Below are 20872 nucleotides of genomic sequence, written 5' to 3'. Positions count from 1 at the left end.
ACGAACCCGGGCCGAACCGAGGAGAAAACGGACGGAAAGCGGCCGGAAGCGGACGGAAAACGAGCCGTTCCCGACCTAACTCGAGGCGTCCTCCGACCGAACTTGAGGGAAACCCGCCCTGATTCGCCGCCGCCCCGCTGCGCACCCGACCGCTCCACCAGGTACCCTCACCAGGGCCGCCCTCGGGCCCGACCCCTGACGACCTGCGCGAACCCTGGAGACTGACGACGATGGCCGACCGGGTCACGGTGATCGGCTGGGACGGCTCACCGCTGACCGCCGCGGCACGCGCCGCCCTCTCCGCCGCCACGCTCGTCGCGGGCGCCGGCCACCACCTGGCGCTCCCCGAGGTACCGCCCGGCGCCGAGCGTATTCGCCTCGGCAGTGTCGCCCTCGCCGCCCGCCGCATCGCCGCCCACCGCGGCACCGCGGTCGTGCTCGCCGACGGCGACCCCGGCTTCTTCGGCGTCGTCCGCACCCTGCGCGCCCCCGAGTTCGGACTCGAGGTGGAGGTCGTCCCCGCCGTCTCCTCCGTGGCCGCCGCCTTCGCGCGCGCCGGCATGCCCTGGGACGACGCAGAGGTGGTCGTCGCCCACCCGCGGACCCTGCGACGCGCGGTGAACGTGTGCCGCGCCCACGCCAAGGTCGCCGTCCTCACCTCGCCCGGCGCCGGCCCCGCCGAACTCGGGCTGCTCCTGGAGGGCGTCCACCGCACCTTCGTCATCTGCGAGGAACTGGGCACCGACCGCGAACAGGTCTCCGTCGTCACCTCCGACAAGGCCGCCGACCACACCTGGCGCGATCCGAACGTCGTCATCGTCATCGGCGGTCCGTCCGCTCCGGCCGGCCCCGGCGAGAACGGCGGCTGGATCGCCGGACGCGACCCGGCGGCCGGCCCGCGCGGCTGGGTGCAGCCCGACGAGGTGTACGGCGGCGGGCTCGGCGAGGGCGAGTCGGAACTGCTGCGCGCGGCCCAACTCGCCCGGCTGGGGCCCCGCGTCGGCGACCTCGTCTGGGACATCGGCTGCGGCAGCGGCGCGTTCGCCACCGAGGCCGCGCGCGCCGGAGCCGCCGTCATCGCCGTCGACCGCAGGCCCGAGGCGTGCGCCCGCACCGAGGCGGCCGCCCGGCACTTCGGCGTCCAGCTCCAGATCGTGCCCGGCATCGCCCCGCACGTCCTGGAGGACCTGCCCGAACCGGACGTCGTCCGCGTCGGCGGCGGGGGAGCGGCCGTGGTCTCCGCGGTCGCCGACCGCCGCCCCCAGCGCATCGTCACGCACGCGGCGACCCGCGACGAGGCCGAACTCGTCGGCCGCGACCTGACCGAGCACGGATACCGGGTCGAGTGCGCCCTGCTCCAGTCCGTCGAACTCGACACCCGGGCCTGGACGGAGACCGAGCGCAACGTCGTCTTCCTGCTCAGCGGCGTCCTCCCCGACCGCGCCCCGTGATCAGGTTGTCGTACCGCTCGCGGTAGGCTGGCCGTTCGTCGTACGTCATCGGCGGCCCGGAACTTTGTTCGTCAATGTCCGGTAAGCGCGCCCGCTTTGGGGCAGGTGTGGTACGGCAGAACCGGCGAATGCGCAACGTGGCGCAGTCCACAACGGACAGTCACCCATCATGCCGCCGTGATGGCAGCGCAGCCGGGACAATGCCACTGAATGGCTTTGTCGCCTTTTCCGGACGGGTCGTTCGTGCCGCAGAGCACGCACGCTCGTTCATCACTGCGGGACGGTCGGTGCGCCGTCCCGGGTGAGCTGGTCGTAGAAGCACTAAACCGATGGGCGAGGGGTACGCATGACCGACACCGGCCAGATCCCGGGCGAGGGGCTGCCGGAGAGCGCAGGCATGGTGGAACAGCCGGGCGCTGCCGCGCACGGTGCGTACGCCTACCTCTCCGAGGCCGCCGTGGAGGACGAGGACCTGCTGCTGCCGGGCGCCCAGGGCGCCTGGGGCAACGAAGTCCCGCCGCCCACGCCCGAACCCGCTCCAGAGTTCGTCCCGGTGACGACGACGCACGAGTCGGCGGGCCGGGACAGCGGCTCCGTCGACCTCGGCGGCGTCCGTACGTCCGACGCGACGCCCCCGTCCGCCATGCCGTCGCCCATCCTCACGGCCCCGCCCGGCCCGAGCGCGCCCGCGCCCCCGCGCCGCCCGCTGCACCTCGGCCCGCCGATCCCCAACGCCGCCGCCAGCCCGGTTCGCTCGCTCGCCGACCGCGGCCCCGCGGGCGCCCCGGTACGGCAGCCGGGCCCGCCGACGGCCGGCCCCGAGTACCTCGACGCGCAGAGCACGCAGAGCGTGCAGGGCGCGGCGGCCTGGGCCGCTACACCCGTGCCGCAGGTGGGCGTTCAGGCCCCGGCCGCGGAAACGGTTGGCCCCCAGGCCGACCCCACCACCCCTCCCGCGGCGCCCGCTCCGGCCGTGCCGCAGGCGGCCGTGGTGGACGGCACGGGTACGGCGGACATGGCGCCCATGCCGACCGCCCCGGTGACGGGGACCGGGTTCGTCCCGGTCCCGCCGCAGCCGCAGGAAGCGGTCCAGCAGGTCCAGTCGGTCCAGCAGGTCTACGGGCTCGACGGCGTGCAGGGCGTGCCGGTGCCGGGGGGCGTCGAGACGCCCGAGGTCGGGCAGGCTGCCGTGGTGAGTGAAGTGGCTGACGGGGCACAGGACTTGGTGAGTGAGCCGGGGGTGGCTGCCGTGGCGCCGGAGGCCCACGTGGCGCCGGTACTTCAACCCCAGCCTCAGGAAGGCCCGCAGTTCCCGCAGCCCGCCCAGATGGTCGCCGAGCCGGATGCCGTCGCTCCGGCCCCGGAGGCCGTACCGGCGATGCCTCAGGCCGCCGTTGCGGCGCCCGAGGCCGAGGCGCCCAGCGCCGCGCAGGTCCAGGGACCGCAGTCCGCGCCCGGCCTGCTGCCGGAGCAGGGACCGGCCGTCGGCCTGGTCCCGGACCAGCGGGCCGCCGAGGACGTACCGCAGCCGCAGCAGACCGCCGAAGTCGAGCCGCCCGCCGAGGCGTTCGTGCCGCAGGCAGCGGTGATCGAGACCCAGCCGGCCGAGGCCGCGCAGCTCCAGGAGGCGGCCGCCCCGGAGGTCGAGCCCGCCGAAATCCCGCAGCCGGCACCGGTGGCAGCCGAACCAGAGGCCGTCCAGCCCCCGCCCCCGGCTGACGTCGTCGAACCGCAGCCGCAGGAAGCGCCGTTGGCAGCCGTGCCCCAGCCGGACGCGGCCCCCGCCGGCCATCCCGCCGCCGAACTCCCGCAGCCGGCACCGGAAGAGGCCCTGCCGCGGCACCCGGGCATCGCCCCCACAGCCCAGACCCCCGAGCAGCCCGAGCCCTTCGCGGCCGGGCAGCTCCAGACAGCTCCGGACACCGCAGTGAACCACCCGGCCGACGACATCGCCGCCCCGCAGACGGAGCAGCCCGAGCCGGACCCGGCGACCGCCGCGCCCGCGCCCGCGCCCGACGAGGTCACCCCCCTCCCGAGCGCCGTCCCGCTCGAACCGCACCCCGGCCAGCCGCTGGGCGAGTTCGTGCCCGTCGACGGCCAGGTGCCGACGGCCCCGCATCTGGCACCGACCCCGCCGCATCCCCTCGTCCTCCTGACCGAGGAGCAGCAGACGGAGGTGCAGCAGGCGGAGGTGCAGCAGCCGCCCGCCGCGCTGCCGGAGCAACCCGCTCAGAACGAGGCCGCTCCGGCGGCAACCGCCCCTGAGGCGGCGGCTCCGGAGGAACTGGTCCTGGAGGAAGTGGCTCCGGAGGAGACGGCCCCTGAGGTCGCCGCCCCTGACGAGCCCGTCGCCGTCGGCACGGTTCCCGCACCCCGCGAGGCCGAGCCCGCGCCCGCGGCGGCCCCGGCCGCCGCTGTCACCGAGGCGGACCCCGAAGTCGTACAGCACGCGGAGGACCTGGACACCCGGGCCGCCGAGCAGGAAGAGAGCGCGGCCCCCGTGGCAGAGGCAGAGCAGCCCGTCGGCCCGGCCGCGCCCGGTTACAGCGACGCCGAGCGCGAGGCCGTCCTCAAGGTCATCCGCGAGCGCCGCGACATCCGCAACGGCTTCCGCAGCGACCCGATCCCGCACGAGGTGCTGCTCCGCGTCTTGGAGGCCGCGCACACCGCGCCCTCCGTCGGGCACTCCCAACCCTGGGACTTCGTCGTCATCCGCTCCGCCGACACCCGGCACAGCATGCACGAACTGGCCATGCGCCAGCGCGAGGCGTACGCCAAGTCGCTGCCCAAGGGCCGGGCGAAGCAGTTCAAGGAACTGAAGATCGAGGCCATCCTCGACACCCCGGTGAACATCGTCGTCACCGCCGATCCGACCCGCGGCGGCCGCCACACCCTCGGCCGGCACACGCAGCCGCAGATGGCGCCGTACTCCGCCGCCCTGGCCGTGGAGAACCTCTGGCTCGCCGCGCGCGCGGAGGGCCTCGGCGTCGGCTGGGTCAGCTTCTTCGACGAGCGCGAGATGGTCCGCGCCCTCGGCCTGCCCGAGCACCTCGAGGTCATCGCCTACCTGTGCGTCGGCTACGTCGACGAGTTCCCGGACGAGCCCGAGCTGATGCAGGCCGGCTGGTCCAAGCGCCGCCCGCTGTCGTGGGTCGTGCACGAGGAGACGTACGGGCGTCGCGCCCTGCCCGGAGAGGAGCCCCACGACCTGCTTGCCGAGACCGTCGCGCAGATCCGCCCGCTGGACGCCAAGGCGCTCGGCGAGGCGTGGGAGCGCCAGAAGCGCATGACCAAGCCGGCGGGCGCGCTCGGCATGCTGGAGATCATCTCCGCGCAGCTGTCCGGGCTGTCCCGGCAGTGCCCGCCGCCGATCCCGGAGCCCGCGGCGGTAGCGATCTTCGCCGGCGACCACGGCGTGCACGCCCAGGGCGTCACCCCCTGGCCGCAGGAGGTCACCGCCCAGATGGTGGCCAACTTCCTCGGCGGGGGAGCGGTCTGCAACGCGTTCGCGGCGCAGGTGGGCGCCGAGGTGTGCATCGTCGACGTCGGCGTCGCCGCCGAACTCCCCGCGACCCCGGGCCTGCTGCCCCGCAAGGTCCGCGGCGGCACGTCCGACATGACGACCGGCCCCGCGATGACCCGCGAGGAGGCCAAGCAGGCCATCGAGGTCGGCATCGAGACCGCCCGCGACCTGGTCGCCGCCGGCAACAAGGCGCTGCTCACCGGTGAGATGGGCATCGCCAACACCACCGCGTCCGCGGCCCTGATCTCCGTCTTCACCGGCGCCGACCCGGCCGAGGTGACCGGTCGCGGCACCGGCATCAACGACGAGACCCTGGCCCGCAAGACCGAGGTCGTCCGCCGGGCCCTGGAAGTCCACCAGCCCGACCCGGCCGACCCCGTCGGCGTCCTCGCGGCGGTCGGCGGCTTCGAGCACGCGGCCCTGGTCGGGCTGCTCCTCGGCGGCGCCTCCCTGCGCACGCCGGTGATCCTGGACGGCGTCAGCGCCGGCGCCGCCGCCCTGGTCGCCCGGGCCATCGCCCCCGAGGTCCTCGCGGCCTGCATCGCGGGCCACCGCAGCGCCGAGCCCGGCCACGTCGCCGCTCTCAACAAGCTCGGCCTGCGCCCCCTGGTCGACCTCGACCTGCGCCTCGGCGAGGGCACCGGCGCCCTGCTCGCCCTGCCGCTGGTGCAGAGCACGGCCCGGGCGATGCACGAGGTGGCGACGTTCGACTCGGCCGGAGTGACCGAGAAGTAGCGGCAGACGCCGCGGGAGGGGTGGTCCGGTGTTCAGCAACCGGACCACCCTGTCGCACACCCGGTCGAACGCTTAAGATCCGCACGTCAGGGCCGCTTCGGAGCTGCAGCGCGCCCATCGCAGAGCAGAGCTGCACGAGGAGCCGTACCTCATGGCCGAACACCCCGCCTACCCCGTAGGCCTCCGCCTCTCCGGCCGCCGCGTGGTCGTCCTGGGCGGCGGTCAGGTCGCCCAGCGCCGCCTGCCGGCGCTCATCGCGGCGGGCGCCGACGTGCTCCTCGTCTCCCCCGAGGCGACCGCCTCCGTCGAGGCCATGGCCGACGCGGGCGAGATCACCTGGGAGCGGCGCCCGTACGCCGACGGTGACCTCGCCGACGCCTGGTACGCCCTCGTCGCCACCAGTGACCCCGATGCCAACGCGGCCGCCTCCGCCGAGGCGGAACGCCGCCGCGTCTGGTGCGTGCGCTCCGACGACGCCGACGCCGCCTCCGCCTGGACCCCGGCCACCGGCCACAGCGAGGGCGTCACGGTCGCCGTCCTCACCACCGAGGCCCGCGGCCGCGACCCCCGGCACACCGCCGCGATCCGCGACGCCGTCGTCGAGGGCCTGCGCGACGGCACCCTCGTCGCCCCGCACCACCGCACCCGTACGCCCGGCGTGGCCCTGGTCGGCGGCGGACCCGGGGACCCGGACCTCATCACCGTGCGCGGCCGCCGCCTGCTCGCCGAGGCCGACGTGGTCATCGCCGACCGGCTCGGCCCGCGCGACCTGCTCGCCGAACTCCCGCCGCACGTCGAGGTGATCGACGCCGCGAAGATCCCCTACGGCCGCTTCATGGCCCAGGAGGCCATCAACAACGCCCTGATCGAGCACGCCAAGCAGGGCAAGTCGGTCGTCCGGCTCAAGGGCGGCGACCCGTTCGTCTTCGGCCGCGGCATGGAGGAGGCCCAGGCGCTCGCCGAGGCCGGCATCCCGTGCACCGTCGTGCCCGGCATCTCCAGCTCGATCTCGGTGCCCGGCGCGGCCGGCATCCCGGTCACCCACCGCGGCGTCGCCCACGAGTTCACGGTCGTCAGCGGCCATGTCGCCCCCGACGACGAGCGCTCCCTGGTCGACTGGGCCGCGCTGGCCCGGCTGACCGGCTCACTCGTGATCCTGATGGGCGTCGACAAGATCGGCAGGATCGCCGAGACGCTCATCGCCCACGGCAAGTCCCCGGACACCCCGGTCGCCCTGGTCCAGGAGGGCACCACGGCCGCCCAGCGGCGCGTCGACGCCACCCTCGCCACCGTCGCCGAGACCGTCCGCGCCGAGGACGTACGGCCCCCCGCGGTGATCGTCGTCGGCGACGTCGTCGGCGTGGGCCTTAACCTGGGATGACGCAACCCGCCCCTGGCACCCCATCCTGGACAAGGCAGTAATCACCCCGTGGCCGAACTCATCACCATCGAGGACCCCGACGACCCGCGCCTCGGCGACTACACGGGCCTGACCGACGTCGAACTGCGCCGCAGGCGCGAACCGGCCGAGGGCCTGTTCATCGCCGAGGGCGAGAAGGTCATCCGGCGGGCCACGGACGCCGGCTACGCGATGCGCTCGATGCTGCTGTCGGCCAAGTGGATCGACGCCATGCGCGACGTCATCGACGCGAGCCCCGCTCCCGTGTACGCGGTCAGCCCGGACCTCGCCGAACAGGTCACCGGCTACCACGTGCACCGCGGCGCCCTCGCCTCCATGCAGCGCAAGCCGCTGCCCACGGCGCCCGAACTGCTGCGCTCCGCACGGCGGGTGGCCGTCATGGAGTCCGTGAACGACCACACCAACATCGGTGCCATCTTCCGCTCGGCGGCGGCCCTCGGCATGGACGCGGTGCTGCTCTCCCCGGACTGCGCCGACCCGCTCTACCGCCGCAGCGTCAAGGTCTCCATGGGCGCGGTCTTCTCCGTGCCGTACGCCCGTCTGGAGACCTGGCCGCACGGCCTGGAGGCGGTCCGCGAGGCGGGCTTCTCCCTGCTCGCCCTGACACCGGACGAGCGGTCCAAGACCCTCGACGAGGTCGCCCCGCACCGCATGGACCGCGTCGCGCTGATGCTCGGCGCCGAGGGCAGCGGGCTGTCCCGCCGCGCCCTGGACGCGGCCGACACCTGGGTGCGCATCCCCATGTCCCACGGCGTCGACTCGCTCAACGTGGGCGCGGCCGCCGCGGTCGCCTTCTACGCGGTCGCCTCGGGACGCCCACAGGAATAGCCCCCCGGCGGGGACGCCGCCGCGTAAGGCCACCTACTACTTCGGGTAGGTGCCGGGTCAGCCCTGCGCGCGTGCTTCGCGCCGCTGTGGGTCCGGCGTTGGGGATCGTGCTCGTGTGCGGGGGGCGCCGCAAGGCGACGGTCCGGTCTCCGAACCGCGTCCACGCGCGCGTGCCCCGCGACGCTACGGTCTGGCTTCGGGATTCGCGCCCGCGTGCGGGGATGCCGCGACGCCACGGTCCGTTCTCCGGGACCGTGTCCACGCGCGCGTGCTTCGCGCCGCTGTGGGTCTGGCTTAGGGTTCGCGCCCACGTGCGAAGACGCCTCGACGCTACGGTCTCCGGGACCGCGCCCCGCGCGTGTGCTTCGCGCCGCGATGGGGCTGGCTTCGGGATTCGCACCCGCGTGCGGGGATGCCGCGATGCGGCGGTCCGTTCTCCGGGACCGTGTCCACGCGCGCGTGCTTCGCGCCGCTGTGGGCCTGGCGTTGGGGATCGCGCCGCGACGCTCCGGTCCGGCCTCCGGGACCGCACTCGCGCGCGTGCTGCGCGACGCCACGGTCCGGCCTCCGCGACCGCACCCCCGCGCGCGTGCCCCGCGATGCTACGGCCCGGTCTCCGGGACCGCGCCCACGCGCGCGTGCTCCGCGACGGTGACCCGTCCGGAGCCGTCCAGGCCGCGCGCCGGACCCTCGCAGCCCTGGGCGACGGCGATGCCCAGGGCGACCAGCAGGGTCACCACGACGAACACGAACAGCCGCTGGCGCAGCAGCCGCGGGTTGGCCGGCCGCAGCCGGGTCCCCGTGGTCCGCGGCGCCGGCGGCCGCCCGGCACCGCTGCGCGGAGCGGGACGGCTCCCGCTGCCGGACCGTGCGGTGCTGTGCGACGCGGGCGTCGACCGCGCCCCGCCCGCGCGCGAGGAGACGCCGCCCCGCGACGCACCGCCCCCACGAGACGCGCTGCCGCCGCGCGAGGCACTGCTGCCGCGGGGCGCGGGCGTGTTCCCGCGCGCGGGCGTGCTGCTCCGAGGCACCGGCGTCCCCGGGGAGGACCGCGGGCCCCGCTGGGCGCGCTGCTGCTCCGGGTAGGTCCGGGTGAGCCGCCCGGTGGGCTGGTCCGCGTCGGCCGTGCGCGGCGCGGGCGGACGTACGTCGGTGAGTCCCTGCGCCTCGCGCGCCGCGATCTCCTTGAGCCTGAGCGACAGTTGGAGCGTGCTGGGCCGCTCCTCCGGGACCTTCGCCAGACAGGCCCGCACGAGCGGGGCCAGCGCGTCCGGTACGCCGTGCAGCTGCGGCTCCTCGTGGACCACGCGGTAGAGCATCACCTCGGAACTGCCGTGCCCGAAGGGCGAGTCACCGGTCGACGCGTACGCGAGGGTCGCGCCGAGCGAGAACACGTCGGTGGCGGGCGTCACCGCGGCGCCGCGCACCTGCTCGGGCGCGAGGAAGCCGGGGGAGCCGACGGCCGTGCCGACGTGGGTGAGCGTGGACGCCCCGGTCGCCCAGGCGATGCCGAAGTCGATGATCCGCGGCCCCTTCGGGGACAGCAGGATGTTGGACGGCTTCAGGTCCCGGTGTACGACACCGGCCTCGTGCACCGCCACCAGCCCCTCGGACAGCGCCGCGCCGATCGCGGCCGCCTCCGCCGCGACGAGCGGACCCTCGTCGGCGACCTTGTCGTGCAGCGAGGGACCCGGGACGTACTGCGTCGCGAACCACGGCCGGTCGGCGTCAAGATCGGCCGCCACGAGCCGCGCCGTGCACCCGCCCCTGATCCGCCGCGCCGCCGAGACCTCACGCGCGAACCGCGAACGGAACTCCTGGTCCTCCGCCAGATCGGGACGGATCACCTTGAGCGCGACCCGCTGGCCCTTGCGGTCGGAACCGAGGTAGACCACACCCATTCCGCCCGCGCCGAGCCGTCTGTGAAGCCTGAACGAGCCGACGACGCGCGGGTCCTCGCGCCTCAGGCGCATCATCGCCATGTTCATCCCCGCTGCCCGGTCCGTCTGACGAGCCACAGCTTACGTTTCCACGGCCGCCCGCGCGCAGAGGCCGCGCCCTCTCGTCCCGATCGATTGTCAGTGCCCGGTGCGAGAATTGAAGAGTGGTCAGGAATCCGTGCACAAGGACCGTTTTGACCGTGTTGCGACTCCAACGGACAGTCGGGCGAGGGGGATTGGGTAGGTGAAGGGTGACCGGGTGGAGATAGTCGTGGACGCCGGTGACACGACGCGTACGTACGAGGTGGTGGCGGGCAGAGCGGGCCGCCGGGTGGAGACGGCGGTACGCCGGGGTGTGGTGGAAGTGAGCGAAGTCACCCGCACTGGCGTGGTTGTCCGGACAGCCCGCTTCATGGCGAACCGGGTGCTGGCTCTCGTCGAGCATCCCGTCCCACGCCAGGACAGTTCGGAAAAACGCGGAGGGTCCGGACACGCTCTCCGGGAAGACCCCGAGACCTAGGCCCGCGCCTCCACCCAGGGGAGTACTCCGCGCGAGGCGGCTCATCCTCCGGGAGGCCGGCGATTCGGTACGAAGGCATGACGTCCGCCGCGGGGCGCGCGCCTAGATTTGAGCTCCAGCGGCGGGTGCGGTACTCGTCCCCCGAGGTCAGGCACCCGTCGCTGCCGACAACCGAGAACGGTCAGGAGAGGGACCATGGCCCAGACGGCACCGCGGACACTGCTCCGCGTGCCGGAGCGCACCGCGTTCCGGTCACGCCGTACGACCCCTCGCCACCCCCTGGTGGCGACGGTCATGGCCCTTCCTCTGGCGGCCCTACTCCTGCTCGTCTTCGACGGCTGGGAGACGGTGGCCACACAGGCGTCGTCCGTGGGCGAGATGCTGGGGCGCTGAGCGGCGACCCCAGGCCCGGAAGAGCGGTCCGGGCGGGGACATCCACCCATGAAACCCCGTGGGGACGGGGGTCCGGCGGACGGCACAGATGCCGGCGCAGCTGGAGAGCTGCGCCGGCATTGCTGTACGCCGGCCGTCCTCGCGTACGCTCGCCCAGCACATCCGCGCGTACGCATCCGGGGGCCTCATGACGACCGCACACATACGGGCGCACCTGGCCGGCAGGGCCGCTGCCGCCGCCCACCCCGGCGGTACCCCCTGCGCCTGCGGCACGGCAGTCACCCTCGCCGACCGCCCGGACGCGACCGTCGTACGCCACGCGGACACCGTCGCGAAGGCCCACGCCCCGGGCACCGACCCCGCCGAACTCACCGCGCGCCTGACCGTCGCGGCCCGCCTCCCCGACGTACTCCTCCCGCCCCTCGACACGGCCCCCGCCCGCCTCCATGGCCGCCTGGCGACCTTCTGGCCGTACGGCACCCCGGTGAACCCGGACACCCCCGACGCAGCCCCGTGGGAGGCATCGGGAGACCTCCTCGCCCGCCTCCACCGAACGCCCGTCACAAGGCTGTTGGGCGAGGAGCCGCAGACTGAATGCCCCGCCCTCCCCGCCATGCGCGGCCCCGTGAAGGCCGCGCTCGCGCTCGCCCGCCTCCGAGCGGCCCTCCGCTCCGCCGCGCCCGGCGCCGCCCGCGCCGCGGCCCCCGTCCTGCGCGCCTGGCAGGACCTCCCGGCCTGGGCGCGCGCCGATGCCCCCATGCCGGACGCCGCCACCCTCTGCCACGGCGATCTGCACCTCGGCCAGTTCGTCCGGCACCCGGCACCGGACGGCCCCTGGCACCTCATCGACGTCGACGACCTCGGTACCGGCGTCCCCGCCTGGGACCTCGCGCGCCCCGCCGCCTGGTACGCCTGCGGGCTCCTCCCGCCCGACGAGTGGGCCCGCTTCCTCGACGCCTACCGCGCCGCCGGCGGCCCGGCCGTACCCGCCGCGGGCGACCCCTGGCCCGCCCTCGACGTCCCCGCCCGCGCCCTCACCGCCCAGGCCGCCGCCCGGACCCTCACCAAGGCGCTCGCGGCGGACCGCCCGCTCGACGAGGTGGAGCAGTGCCTGGTCGACGCCTGCGACCGAATGGCCCGTGCGGCCCCGGAGTTGGCGGACGGATTCTCCAAGTAGATTGCAACCAGGCGGACCCGGACAGAGTCTGTCCTGGGGAAACCCGAAGCACCACCGACCGGCGAGGAGTTGAGTCGAGCATGCAGTGTCCGAAGTGCCATGCGCCGATGCACACCTACAACCGCAACGGCGTCCAGATCGAGCAGTGCAGCGGCTGCCGCGGCATCTTCCTCGACTACGGCGAACTGGAGGCGCTCACCAGCCTGGAGTCCCAGTGGGCCCAGCCCGCCCCGCCGCCCCCGGCCGCGCCCGCCTGGGGCGCCCCGCAGCACGGCGGCCATGGCGGCCACGGTCACTACGGCCACCACCAGCGCCACAAGAGCTTCGGCCACATGCTGTTCTCCAGCTGAGCCCCGAGCACACGAAGAAGCCCCCGGCCGTACGAGACGGCCGGGGGCTTCTACCGGTGTGGACGATACTGGGATTGAACCAGTGACCTCTTCCGTGTCAGGGAAGCGCTCTCCCGCTGAGCTAATCGTCCTCGGGACCGTGACCCACGGATCACAGACAGTGCGTGCGCGATACTGGGATTGAACCAGTGACCTCTTCCGTGTCAGGGAAGCGCTCTCCCGCTGAGCTAATCGCGCGGGTGCGGACCTTGCCGTACGTGCTGGAAGATCCAGTGGACGATACTGGGATTGAACCAGTGACCTCTTCCGTGTCAGGGAAGCGCTCTCCCGCTGAGCTAATCGTCCTCGGGGTTGAAGATCTACGAGAAGATCCAGTGGACGATACTGGGATTGAACCAGTGACCTCTTCCGTGTCAGGGAAGCGCTCTCCCGCTGAGCTAATCGTCCTTGGAGGTGGAGACGGGATTTGAACCCGTGTAGACGGCTTTGCAGGCCGTTGCCTCGCCTCTCGGCCACTCCACCAGGAGTGTGGGGGATCGGGAAGACCCCCAGTTCCATCGAGCGGACGACGAGGCTCGAACTCGCGACCTCAACCTTGGCAAGGTTGCGCTCTACCAACTGAGCTACGTCCGCTTGTCGTTTCGGACCGCTTCCGCGTCCCGGCGACGTGTTGAACTTTAGCGGATTCCCCGGCCAGTACAAAAACGTGTTTGCGCAGCGTGCTGCGCCGCACCCCGCGGACGCCCTGGCCGGGGCCCCGCGGGACACGCTCGGGCCACCCCAGCAGCGCCCGCCATAGACTCGATCGCGTGCACCCCCTCGCTCCTCAGCTCCCTCCCCTTGCGCGCTTCGGTGACCGTGTCGCCACCGGTCTCCTGGACGTGACCGGCGACACCGCGGCCCTGGAGTCCACCGGCTTCTGGGCCGTCTGTGCCGACTTCGAGGGCCGTGTGACCTGCGCCCGCTTCGCGGACGTACGCGAGGAGCCGGTGCCCGCCCCGGTGCCGGGGGCCTGGCACGGCCCGGCCGTGGACGACTGGACCTCGTCCCTCGACCACGCCGCCTACACCCGAGCCGTCCGCCGTATCCGCGAGCACATCGCGGCCGGCGAGGTCTACCAGGCCAACCTCTGCCGGGTGCTGTCCGCGCCCGTCGCCCCCGACGCCGACGTGGACGCCCTGACCGCCCTGCTGGCGCGCGGCAACCCCGCGCCGTACGCGGGAACGATCCGGCTGCCCGCACACGGCGTGGAGATAGCCACCGCCTCCCCGGAGCTCTTCCTGCGCCGCGACGGCCGGACCGTCGAGTCCGGGCCGATCAAGGGCACCGGACGCACCGAGGCGGACCTCCTGGAGAAGGACTACGCGGAGAACGTCATGATCGTGGACCTGGTCCGCAACGACATCGGCCGCGTCTGCGCCACCGGCAGTGTCACCGTCCCCGACCTGTGCGCCGTAGAGAAGCACCCCGGCCTGGTCCACCTCGTCTCGACGGTCCGCGGTGAGCTGCGCGCCGATGCCGGCTGGCCCGAGCTGCTCACCGCCGCCTTCCCGCCCGGCTCGGTCACCGGCGCGCCCAAGTCCAGCGCCCTGAGGATCATCGACGCCCTGGAGACGGCCCCCCGCGGCCCCTACTGCGGCGGCATCGGCTGGGTCGACGCCGACCGCGGCACCGGCGAGCTGGCCGTCGGCATCCGCACCTTCTGGATCGACCGGGCCGAGAGCGCCCTGCGCTTCGGGACCGGCGCCGGCATCACCTGGGGCTCCGACCCGGAGGGGGAGTGGCGGGAGACGGAACTGAAGGCGTCCCGGCTGCTCGCGGTAGCGTCGGGAGCGTCCGAGATCAATGAAGGAGGCCTTTCGTGAAGATCTGGCTGGACGGCGGGCTTCAGGACGCCGAGACCGCTCGCGTCTCTGTCTTCGACCACGGGCTGACCGTGGGTGACGGCGTCTTCGAGACGGTGAAGGCGGTGGACGGCAAGCCCTTCGCGCTCACCCGCCACCTCGACCGGCTGACCCGCTCGGCCCGGGGCCTCGGCCTGCCCGACCCCGATCCCGACGAGGTCCGCGCGGCCTGCTCGGCGGTGCTGACGGCCAACCCGATGCCGCTCGGCCGGCTGCGCATCACCTACACCGGCGGCCACGGCCCCCTCGGCTCCGACCGCGGGGAGCACGGCCCGACGCTGGCGGTCGCCCTCGGCGAGAGCACCCGCCGCCCCGACTCCACCGCCGTGATCACCGTCCCCTGGACCCGCAACGAGCGTGGCGCGCTGACCGGCCTGAAGACCACCTCGTACGCCGAGAACGTCGTCGCCCTCGCCCGCGCCCACGAACAGGGCGCCTCCGAGGCGCTGTTCGCCAACACCGTCGGACAGCTCTGCGAGGGCACCGGCTCGAACGTCTTCGTCGTCCTCGACGGCGAGATCCACACCCCGCCGGTCCCCTCTGGCTGCCTCGCCGGCATCACCCGCGCCCTGACGGTCCAGTGGACCGGAGCCAAGGAGACCGACCTGCCGCTGGACGTCCTGGAGCGCGCCGACGAGGTCTTCCTCACCTCCACCCTGCGCGACGTCCAGGCCGTGCACCGCGTCGACGACCGTCAACTGCCCGGCGCCCCGGGCCCGGTGACCGCCAAGGCGATGCGGGTCTTCGAGGAGCGGTCCGGGCACGACCTCGACCCCTGAGCACCGGCAGCGCCTGGTAAAACCGGCTGACGCGGGTCGCGGCGACGGGTAGAACAGCCGTTGATGACCACGACCCTGCGGCCGACCGAGCCGCTCCAACATGCCGCCGACGGAGCCCTGTCCCGCCACTTCCAGGTGTGCGTGAACAGCCGTCCCGTCGGCGAGGTGCGCGTCTCGACGCACCCTCTCTTCGGGCCCCCCGTCGCCCGGATCGAGGACCTGTCCATCGAGGAGCCGGACCGCGGCCGCGGCCGGGGCACGGTGGCCGCGCTCGCCGCCGAGGAGGTGGCGCGGGGGTGGGGCTGCGAGCGCGTCGAGATCACGGTGCCCGCCGAGTCCGGCCCCGCGTTGCGGCTCGCCACCGCACTCGGATACGTCCGCCGCAACCGGGGCATGGAGAAGGCCCTCGGCGAGGTCCCGCCCGGACTGCCCGCGGGAAGCCGGGACAGGCCCATGACCGAGGCCGAGTACGGGACTTGGCGCGAGCAGGCGGTGACCGACTACGCGCAGTCCTGGATCGACCGTGGGGTGCCGGAGGACGAGGCGCAGGCGAAGGCGGAGCGGGACTACACCGGGCTGCTGCCGCGGGGCCTCGCGACCGCGAACATGCGGCTCAGCGTGCTGGAACACGAGGACACCAGCGTCGGCATCCTGTGGCTGTTCCTCGCAGAGGACAGGGCGTTCGTCTACAAGGTCGAGACCGACGAGGCCTATCGCGGCCGGGGCCACGGCCGCTCTCTGATGCTGCTGGCCGAGGCCCAGGCGGCGGCCGCGGGCAAGCACCGCATCGGCCTCAATGTCTTCGCGGGCAACACACCGGCCGAGCGGCTGTACGAGTCGCTGGGCTACGAGCCTGTGTCGTACGGGATGTACAAGAACCTGATCTGAGGCCCGCGCTCAGCCGCTCAGCAGCCGCTCAGCAGCCGCTCTGCTCTGCTCAGCTCTGCTCGGCGAGCAGCCGGTCGGCGATCTCCTCGATGCGCTCGCGCAGGCCTGCCTGGCTCTTGCCGCCGTCGAGGCGTTCGCCGCCGATGACGTACGTCGGGGTGCCGGTCACGCCGATGGCCTTGCCCTCGGCCTGGTCGGCGTCGACGATCAGGATGTGCCGCCCGTCGATCAGTGCCGTGTCGAACTCCTCGGCGTCCAGGCCAAGTTCATGGGCGACCTCGACCAGGAAGGGTTCTCCCTTACGGGTCAGCTCCTCGACCCCGGCCAGGACCGCCTCGACGTACTCCCAGCCCCGGCCCTGCTCGAACGCCTCCTCGGCGGCCTGCGCGGCGGCGAAGGAGTGCTGGTGCTTCTCCAGCGGGAAGTGCCGCAGCCGCAGCTCCAGCCGGTCGCCGTAGCGCTCGCGCAGGGCGCGGAGATCGTCCAGGGCGCTGCGGCAGTCCGGGCACTGGAGCTCGCACCAGACGTCGAGAACGGGAACGGTGCGTGCGGGGGAGGAGGTGTCGCTCATGGGCACCAGTCTTCCAGGCCTGCCGCGGGGGCCCGACCGGGGACCGAGACGTGCGGGGCCCCGGGCGGGGCGACCCGGAGATCTCCCTGAAGTCGGGCCCGGCCATGGCTTCGGAGGGATCGGACGGTGCAGGATGGAAGGGACGAACCGCACTCGCGCGGCCCGTCCGCCCGACCCAGCCCGCCAGGAGGACCGGATGATTGCCGAAACCGTCTGTGCCGCCGTGTCCGCGGCCGGCCTGGGCATCGCGGTGGTCACGGCCTACCGCAAGCGCTTCCTGACCGCGGTCCGCATCGCGGCCTACTCGCTCGTCCCCATCGGCCTGGTGCTGACGGGCATCATCAGCTGGCTGGGCACGACCGCCTTCAGCCCCACGGCATGGGCGGGCTTCGCCGTGCTGGCCCTCGCCTGGCTGCTGTTCCTGACCACACGCGCCGTGGAGCGCCGCCGCCACGGCGGTACGCGCGCGGAGCGCAAGGCCGCGGCCCGGAGCGAACGGCAGGACGCCGTGGCCCCGGCCTCGTCGGCACCGTCCCTGGGGACGGCGTCCGGTTCGGCGCCCCGGCCGGCGAGCACCTCCCGAGCCGGCGACTCCTCGGACGACTTCAGCGACATCGAGGCCATCCTCAAGAAGCACGGCATATGAGGCCCGGCGGCGCCCCGCGTGTCCGCGTCGTGCGCTGACTTCGTGCGGGTCCGAAACGACACGAAGCGTCGGTGCCGCGCGCGAAACGATCACGGTCGGGACGGATCCGACACGAAGATCACGGGATTCGGCGAACTGCCGGATCTTTCGTGCGTGTTGATCGCGCGCCGCCTGCCCCGTGGTCCATCATCGCCCGCGAGATGCTGGACACGACACAGAGCGAGGCCGCGCCGCCGCAGAACGAGCCGCGCGGATGCCTCTTCGCCCTTTCCCAGCCACCGCTGATGATCTTCCTTGCGGTGATCGGGTGTCTGATCCTCATGGCCGCGCTGCACGACCTGCTGTTGCTGTGAGCCGTACGCGTCAGTCCCGGCGACACCCGCCGGGCTGGCGTCGGCAAGCAGACGCCCGCCGGGCGCTCAGCGCGCCGCCGCCTCCTTGCGCCGGGCCCGGTACGCCGCGACGTGCAGCCGGTTTCCGCAGGTGCGGCTGTCGCAGTAGCGGCGGGAGCGGTTGCGGGAGAGGTCCACGAAGGCGTGTCTGCAGTCCGGGGCCTCGCAGCGGCGCAGCCGCTCCTCCTCCCCGGCGACCACGAAGAACGCCAGCGCCATGCCGCAGTCGGCGGCGAGGTGGTCGGCCACGGAGGCGCCGGGCGCGAAGTAGTGCACGTGCCAGTCGTAGCCGTCGTGGTCGGTGAGCCGGGGCGTCGTCCCCGCGGCCGCGACCAGCTCGTTGATCAGCCCGGCGGCGGATCGGGCGTCCGGGGCCGCGAAGATCCCCGCGAACCGCCCGCGGATCGTGCGCACCGCCGCCAGATCACTCTCGGACAGCATCCCGACATCGCTGATCTCGTGGTTCCGCACGAATTCCTCGAGATCCGCGATGTCGGACAGCCCGTCGGCCGCCGTCTCGTCCTCCGGCACGGTGTTCACCAGATCCACCACGGTGTCCAGTGCGCACCGGGTGTCGTGGGTGATCAGCACGTTTCGCTCCCTGGCCTGGGGGTCGGGCGGGCGCCCGCCGATGCTGGCCGATGGTAGTGGCCGGCTGCCGGTAGAACGGCCCTGCGCGGACCGTGGTTCCCCCAGTGCAATCGCGCGCACGCCGATGCCGTCCCCGTGGAAACTCACGGTGACGGCGCCGGTGTGTATGCCGTATGCGGTTGTCTGGGCCCGAGCCGTCTCCCCGAGTGGACGGCGCCGGGCGGCTTGGGAGGGCGACCTAGCTTTCCGCCAGGATGTGCGACAGCTCCTGATCCAGGTCGAAGTGCCGGTGTTCCGTGCCGGGGGGCACGGCGGCGTCGGTTCGCTTCAGGAAGGACTCCAGGGCCCGCGCCGGGGCCTCGAGCAGGGCCTCGCCCTCCGGAGAGCTCAGGGCGATGCAGACGACGCCCTGACCATGGCTGCGGGACGGCCAGACGCGGACGTCGCCGGTGCCGGTGGGCCGGTGCAGACCCTCGGCGAGGAGGTCGCGGGCGAACACCCACTCGACGGTCTCCTCGGCTCCGGTGTGGAAGGTGGCGTGCACGGCGTAGGGGTCGGCCGTGTCGTACCGCAGGCCTGCGGGGACAGGCAGGGAGGACTCGCTCGACACAACGAGGCGCAGGTGCAGCTCGCAGCTGACCGTGGTGTTCATAAGCGCCAGGGCCTTTCGCTCAGTGTGCGCTCGGGGATTCGCACGTCGGCGAAATCGACATGCCACCTACGGTGCCGTTGTAAACCCCTCTGCGTGTTTTGCATGGCTTTACGTAACCCTTCCGGCCGAGACCGGATACGCCGAGTACGACCATTTCGGTGACCGGATTCGCTCCGGTAGTGTTTGGTCGTATGAATACGGGGAGTAACGAACCGGGCGAGGTGATCGTGGCGCGGGACGACGCAGGGACTGACGAGGCGCGGAACGACGAGGGGCTCGGCTCCAAGGCGCCCGCGTTCATCAAGGCGCGCCGTGCCCTGCACGTGAGCTGGCAGGTCGGGGTCTTCGTGGTCGGCCTCGCGGTCGTGGGCGCCGGCATCGTCATGCTGCCGCTGCCCGGACCCGGCTGGGTCGTGATCTTCGCCGGCATGGCGATCTGGGCGACCGAGTTCGTCTGGGCCCAGCTCGTCCTGCGCTGGACCAAGCGCAAGGTCACCGAGGCGGCGCAGAAGGCCCTCGACCCCAAGGTCCGCCGCCGCAACATCACCCTGACCGTGATCGGTCTGGTGATCATCGCGGTGCTGGGCGGGATCTACGTCTGGAAGTTCGGCGTCGTGATGCCCTGGCGGATCAAGGACCAGTGATGTCGGAGGCACCCCCTGACATGGGGTAATGTTCTTCCTGTGCCCGGGCGATTAGCTCAGTGGGAGAGCGCTTCGTTCACACCGAAGAGGTCACTGGTTCGAACCCAGTATCGCCCACCCGGAACACGACGGCCCGTCCGCGATCAGATCGCGGACGGGCCGTCGTCGCATCCGGGGTGCCCCGGCCGGGGTGGAAGGTGACGGTCCGTTATCTCTGGGCTTTCCGGTGGGAGCCGCCGGTGGAAATCCTCCGGAATATTTCGGAATGCTGCCGGATTTCTTCGCAAGCGTGACAGCGGACGTTTTTCGCCCCTCTCAAGTCACCCGTAACGACCCGCAAACTGAGCCGCAGTCACTTCATAGGGAATGCGGCATGAATGAGCGCCGCCGCACGGGCGGCGGCGCCCACCCCCTTGGAGTGTGGCCCGCGTCACGTCGCCTGCCATGAGTACGCGTACTCAGATCCCCGCCGCCCACCGTCCCCGGCCCGCCGCGGCCGCCCGGAGGGGTGTCCGGGGGAGCGGTTTGGAGGAAGCCCGCCGGGGCCTGTATTGTTCACTGCGTTCCCGGGCGATTAGCTCAGTGGGAGAGCGCTTCGTTCACACCGAAGAGGTCACTGGTTCGAACCCAGTATCGCCCACCGGGAAAGGCCGGTCCGCAGCTCGCGGGCTGGCCTTTGTCATGCCGCCGCGGGCATCCCCGGACGCAGCGGCCACGCCGGATCCACCGCCTCCGCCGAGCCGCTCCGCGCGAACCAGGCCTCCAGCCCGCGCGCCTGCGCCGCGTGCCACGTCGTCTGCAGTGAGTGCAGCTCGGCGGGGGACAGGCGCTCCAGCCGGGTGGCGAAGCGGCGCCCCAGAGCACGTACGACATCCAGCGCCGCCTGTGCGTCGGAGGCCGCGTCGTGCGCGCTGTCCAGTGTGACGCCGTAGTGCGCGCACAGGGCGGTCAGCGTGCGGGACCCCTTGCGGTAGCGGTCCAGGTGCTTGTCCAGGACCCGCGGATCCAGCACCAGCAGCGGCGACGCCTCCAGCCAGCGGCCCAGCGGCGAGGCCCGGTGCCGGCGCAACTCCCGGTCCAGCAGCGTCAGATCGAACGGCGCGTTCATCACCACGAGCGGACGGCGCATCGCCGCCTGCTCGGCCAGCTCCTCGGCTATCTCGTACATCACCGGCGCCGGCCAGCGGCCCAGACGCTGAAGATGCTCCTCGGTCAGCCCGTGCACGGCCGTCGCCGCCTCCGGCACCGGCACACCCGGGTTCACCAGCCAGCGGGTCACGCGCGGGCGCGTGTCCGGGGCGTCCTGGACGACGACGGCAGCCGACACGATCCGGTCGGTCTCCACGTCCACGCCCGTGGTCTCCGTGTCGAAGGCGGCCAGTGGCCCCTCGTACCAGCTCGTCATGCCTACCCAACTCCTCGCTCACCCACGGCAGATGACGTTCCGTCTTCTGCCTGTTTGGTGATA

Annotated in this window: 19 protein-coding genes and 8 tRNA genes; 16 read left to right on the top strand and 11 right to left on the bottom strand. The window is 73.0% G+C overall.

The annotated features are described in order from the left end of the window. Nucleotides 1–230 precede the first annotated feature (230 nt). The 4 genes from cbiE to QFZ74_RS05450 all read left to right on the top strand — a co-directional run bounded on the left by cbiE (nt 231) and on the right by QFZ74_RS05450 (nt 7957). Nucleotides 231–1451 carry a precorrin-6y C5,15-methyltransferase (decarboxylating) subunit CbiE gene (gene cbiE, locus QFZ74_RS05465; RefSeq protein WP_307619635.1) on the top strand — a complete coding sequence of 407 codons (1221 nt, stop codon included), beginning with the start codon at nt 231–233 and terminating at the stop codon, nt 1449–1451. Nucleotides 1452–1797: 346 nt separating this feature from the next. After that, nucleotides 1798–5709 carry a nicotinate-nucleotide--dimethylbenzimidazole phosphoribosyltransferase gene (gene cobT, locus QFZ74_RS05460; RefSeq protein WP_307619634.1) on the top strand — a complete coding sequence of 1304 codons (3912 nt, stop codon included), beginning with the start codon at nt 1798–1800 and terminating at the stop codon, nt 5707–5709. A gap of 151 nt (nt 5710–5860) precedes the next feature. Next, a complete protein-coding gene (gene cobA / locus QFZ74_RS05455; RefSeq protein WP_307619633.1) occupies nt 5861–7090 on the top strand; it encodes a uroporphyrinogen-III C-methyltransferase in 1230 nt (409 codons plus the stop codon). A gap of 48 nt (nt 7091–7138) precedes the next feature. Next, the gene (locus QFZ74_RS05450; RefSeq protein ID WP_307619632.1) at nt 7139–7957 is read left to right on the top strand and encodes an RNA methyltransferase; all 819 of its coding nucleotides are present in this window, start codon (nt 7139–7141) and stop codon (nt 7955–7957) included. A gap of 602 nt (nt 7958–8559) precedes the next feature. Here the strand turns inward: QFZ74_RS05450 and QFZ74_RS05445 are convergent. Continuing rightward, nucleotides 8560–9945: a serine/threonine-protein kinase gene (locus QFZ74_RS05445; protein ID WP_307624049.1), complete on the bottom strand. Its 1386-nt coding sequence runs from the start codon at nt 9943–9945 to the stop codon at nt 8560–8562. 196 nt (nt 9946–10141) lie between these two features. On the opposite strand from QFZ74_RS05445, the gene QFZ74_RS05440 reads away from it, so the two are divergent. The 4 genes from QFZ74_RS05440 (at nt 10142) to QFZ74_RS05425 (ending at nt 12337) form a co-directional block, all read left to right on the top strand. Next, the gene (locus QFZ74_RS05440) at nt 10142–10417 is read left to right on the top strand and encodes a hypothetical protein (RefSeq protein WP_307619631.1); all 276 of its coding nucleotides are present in this window, start codon (nt 10142–10144) and stop codon (nt 10415–10417) included. A gap of 195 nt (nt 10418–10612) precedes the next feature. Then, nucleotides 10613–10810, top strand: a complete 198-nt coding sequence (locus tag QFZ74_RS05435) for a hypothetical protein (RefSeq protein ID WP_307619630.1) — start codon at nt 10613–10615, stop codon at nt 10808–10810. A gap of 187 nt (nt 10811–10997) precedes the next feature. Continuing rightward, a complete protein-coding gene (locus QFZ74_RS05430; protein ID WP_307619629.1) occupies nt 10998–11987 on the top strand; it encodes a phosphotransferase in 990 nt (329 codons plus the stop codon). Nucleotides 11988–12067: 80 nt separating this feature from the next. After that, complete coding sequence (locus QFZ74_RS05425) at nt 12068–12337, top strand: zf-TFIIB domain-containing protein (RefSeq protein WP_307619628.1); 270 nt, start codon at nt 12068–12070, stop codon at nt 12335–12337. A gap of 59 nt (nt 12338–12396) precedes the next feature. Here the strand turns inward: QFZ74_RS05425 and QFZ74_RS05420 are convergent. The 6 genes from QFZ74_RS05420 to QFZ74_RS05395 all read right to left on the bottom strand — a co-directional run bounded on the left by QFZ74_RS05420 (nt 12397) and on the right by QFZ74_RS05395 (nt 12970). Next, nucleotides 12397–12468: transfer RNA gene (locus tag QFZ74_RS05420), tRNA-Val, on the bottom strand. A gap of 34 nt (nt 12469–12502) precedes the next feature. Continuing rightward, a tRNA-Val gene (locus tag QFZ74_RS05415) sits at nt 12503–12574 on the bottom strand. A gap of 36 nt (nt 12575–12610) precedes the next feature. Next, nucleotides 12611–12682, bottom strand: a tRNA-Val gene (locus QFZ74_RS05410). Nucleotides 12683–12712: 30 nt separating this feature from the next. After that, a tRNA-Val gene (locus QFZ74_RS05405) sits at nt 12713–12784 on the bottom strand. Nucleotide 12785: 1 nt separating this feature from the next. Further along, a tRNA-Cys gene (locus QFZ74_RS05400) sits at nt 12786–12859 on the bottom strand. 38 nt (nt 12860–12897) lie between these two features. Next, nucleotides 12898–12970, bottom strand: a tRNA-Gly gene (locus tag QFZ74_RS05395). Nucleotides 12971–13146: 176 nt separating this feature from the next. Here QFZ74_RS05395 and QFZ74_RS05390 point away from each other — a divergent pair. The 3 genes from QFZ74_RS05390 to QFZ74_RS05380 all read left to right on the top strand — a co-directional run bounded on the left by QFZ74_RS05390 (nt 13147) and on the right by QFZ74_RS05380 (nt 15908). Further along, nucleotides 13147–14202, top strand: coding sequence for a chorismate-binding protein (locus QFZ74_RS05390; RefSeq protein ID WP_307619627.1), 1056 nt, complete (start codon nt 13147–13149; stop codon nt 14200–14202). After that, complete coding sequence (locus tag QFZ74_RS05385) at nt 14199–15020, top strand: aminotransferase class IV (RefSeq protein WP_307619626.1); 822 nt, start codon at nt 14199–14201, stop codon at nt 15018–15020. The genes QFZ74_RS05390 and QFZ74_RS05385 overlap by 4 nt, the downstream gene beginning before the upstream one ends. Nucleotides 15021–15083: 63 nt before the next feature. Continuing rightward, nucleotides 15084–15908: a GNAT family N-acetyltransferase gene (locus QFZ74_RS05380; RefSeq protein ID WP_307619625.1), complete on the top strand. Its 825-nt coding sequence runs from the start codon at nt 15084–15086 to the stop codon at nt 15906–15908. 49 nt (nt 15909–15957) lie between these two features. On the opposite strand, the gene QFZ74_RS05375 is transcribed toward QFZ74_RS05380, so the two are convergent. Beyond that, nucleotides 15958–16479: a DsbA family protein gene (locus QFZ74_RS05375; RefSeq protein WP_307619624.1), complete on the bottom strand. Its 522-nt coding sequence runs from the start codon at nt 16477–16479 to the stop codon at nt 15958–15960. 196 nt (nt 16480–16675) lie between these two features. Between QFZ74_RS05375 and QFZ74_RS05370 the strand changes: the two genes are divergently transcribed. Continuing rightward, entirely contained in the window at nt 16676–17125 is a 450-nt protein-coding gene (locus QFZ74_RS05370) for a hypothetical protein (protein WP_307619623.1), read from the top strand. Nucleotides 17126–17274: 149 nt separating this feature from the next. Next, nucleotides 17275–17478: a hypothetical protein gene (locus tag QFZ74_RS05365; protein ID WP_307624325.1), complete on the top strand. Its 204-nt coding sequence runs from the start codon at nt 17275–17277 to the stop codon at nt 17476–17478. Nucleotides 17479–17544: 66 nt separating this feature from the next. Here QFZ74_RS05365 and QFZ74_RS05360 read toward each other — a convergent pair whose 3' ends face one another. Further along, complete coding sequence (locus QFZ74_RS05360) at nt 17545–18108, bottom strand: CGNR zinc finger domain-containing protein (protein WP_307619622.1); 564 nt, start codon at nt 18106–18108, stop codon at nt 17545–17547. 238 nt (nt 18109–18346) lie between these two features. Then, nucleotides 18347–18760, bottom strand: coding sequence for an SsgA family sporulation/cell division regulator (locus tag QFZ74_RS05355; protein WP_004002642.1), 414 nt, complete (start codon nt 18758–18760; stop codon nt 18347–18349). A gap of 191 nt (nt 18761–18951) precedes the next feature. Here QFZ74_RS05355 and QFZ74_RS05350 point away from each other — a divergent pair, with 191 nt between their 5' ends. From QFZ74_RS05350 to QFZ74_RS05340, 3 genes are all read left to right on the top strand, one after another. Further along, a complete protein-coding gene (locus QFZ74_RS05350; protein WP_307619621.1) occupies nt 18952–19404 on the top strand; it encodes a TIGR02611 family protein in 453 nt (150 codons plus the stop codon). Nucleotides 19405–19449: 45 nt separating this feature from the next. Continuing rightward, nucleotides 19450–19521, top strand: a tRNA-Val gene (locus tag QFZ74_RS05345). A gap of 451 nt (nt 19522–19972) precedes the next feature. Beyond that, nucleotides 19973–20044: transfer RNA gene (locus QFZ74_RS05340), tRNA-Val, on the top strand. Between the two features lie 39 nt (nt 20045–20083). On the opposite strand, the gene QFZ74_RS05335 is transcribed toward QFZ74_RS05340, so the two are convergent. After that, on the bottom strand, nt 20084–20809 hold the full coding sequence (locus QFZ74_RS05335; RefSeq protein ID WP_307619620.1) for a 3'-5' exonuclease: 726 nt from the start codon (nt 20807–20809) through the stop codon (nt 20084–20086). Nucleotides 20810–20872 lie beyond the last annotated feature (63 nt).

The sequence above is a fragment of the Streptomyces sp. V3I7 genome (assembly GCF_030817495.1).
Classification (GTDB): domain Bacteria; phylum Actinomycetota; class Actinomycetes; order Streptomycetales; family Streptomycetaceae; genus Streptomyces.
The sequence above is the reverse complement of the archived record's forward strand: the minus strand, read 5'-3'. Positions and strand labels throughout refer to the sequence as shown.

Coding starts and splice junctions, on each gene's coding strand:
- QFZ74_RS05370 (WP_307619623.1), top strand. CDS start 16,676: ATGATTGCCGAAACCGTCTGTGCCGCCGTGTCCGCGGCCGGCCTGGGC.
- QFZ74_RS05355 (WP_004002642.1), bottom strand. CDS start 18,760: ATGAACACCACGGTCAGCTGCGAGCTGCACCTGCGCCTCGTTGTGTCG.
- QFZ74_RS05430 (WP_307619629.1), top strand. CDS start 10,998: ATGACGACCGCACACATACGGGCGCACCTGGCCGGCAGGGCCGCTGCC.
- QFZ74_RS05445 (WP_307624049.1), bottom strand. CDS start 9,945: ATGAACATGGCGATGATGCGCCTGAGGCGCGAGGACCCGCGCGTCGTC.
- QFZ74_RS05425 (WP_307619628.1), top strand. CDS start 12,068: ATGCAGTGTCCGAAGTGCCATGCGCCGATGCACACCTACAACCGCAAC.
- QFZ74_RS05350 (WP_307619621.1), top strand. CDS start 18,952: ATGAATACGGGGAGTAACGAACCGGGCGAGGTGATCGTGGCGCGGGAC.
- QFZ74_RS05380 (WP_307619625.1), top strand. CDS start 15,084: ATGACCACGACCCTGCGGCCGACCGAGCCGCTCCAACATGCCGCCGAC.
- QFZ74_RS05435 (WP_307619630.1), top strand. CDS start 10,613: ATGGCCCAGACGGCACCGCGGACACTGCTCCGCGTGCCGGAGCGCACC.
- cobA (WP_307619633.1), top strand. CDS start 5,861: ATGGCCGAACACCCCGCCTACCCCGTAGGCCTCCGCCTCTCCGGCCGC.
- QFZ74_RS05335 (WP_307619620.1), bottom strand. CDS start 20,809: ATGACGAGCTGGTACGAGGGGCCACTGGCCGCCTTCGACACGGAGACC.
- cbiE (WP_307619635.1), top strand. CDS start 231: ATGGCCGACCGGGTCACGGTGATCGGCTGGGACGGCTCACCGCTGACC.
- QFZ74_RS05375 (WP_307619624.1), bottom strand. CDS start 16,479: ATGAGCGACACCTCCTCCCCCGCACGCACCGTTCCCGTTCTCGACGTC.
- cobT (WP_307619634.1), top strand. CDS start 1,798: ATGACCGACACCGGCCAGATCCCGGGCGAGGGGCTGCCGGAGAGCGCA.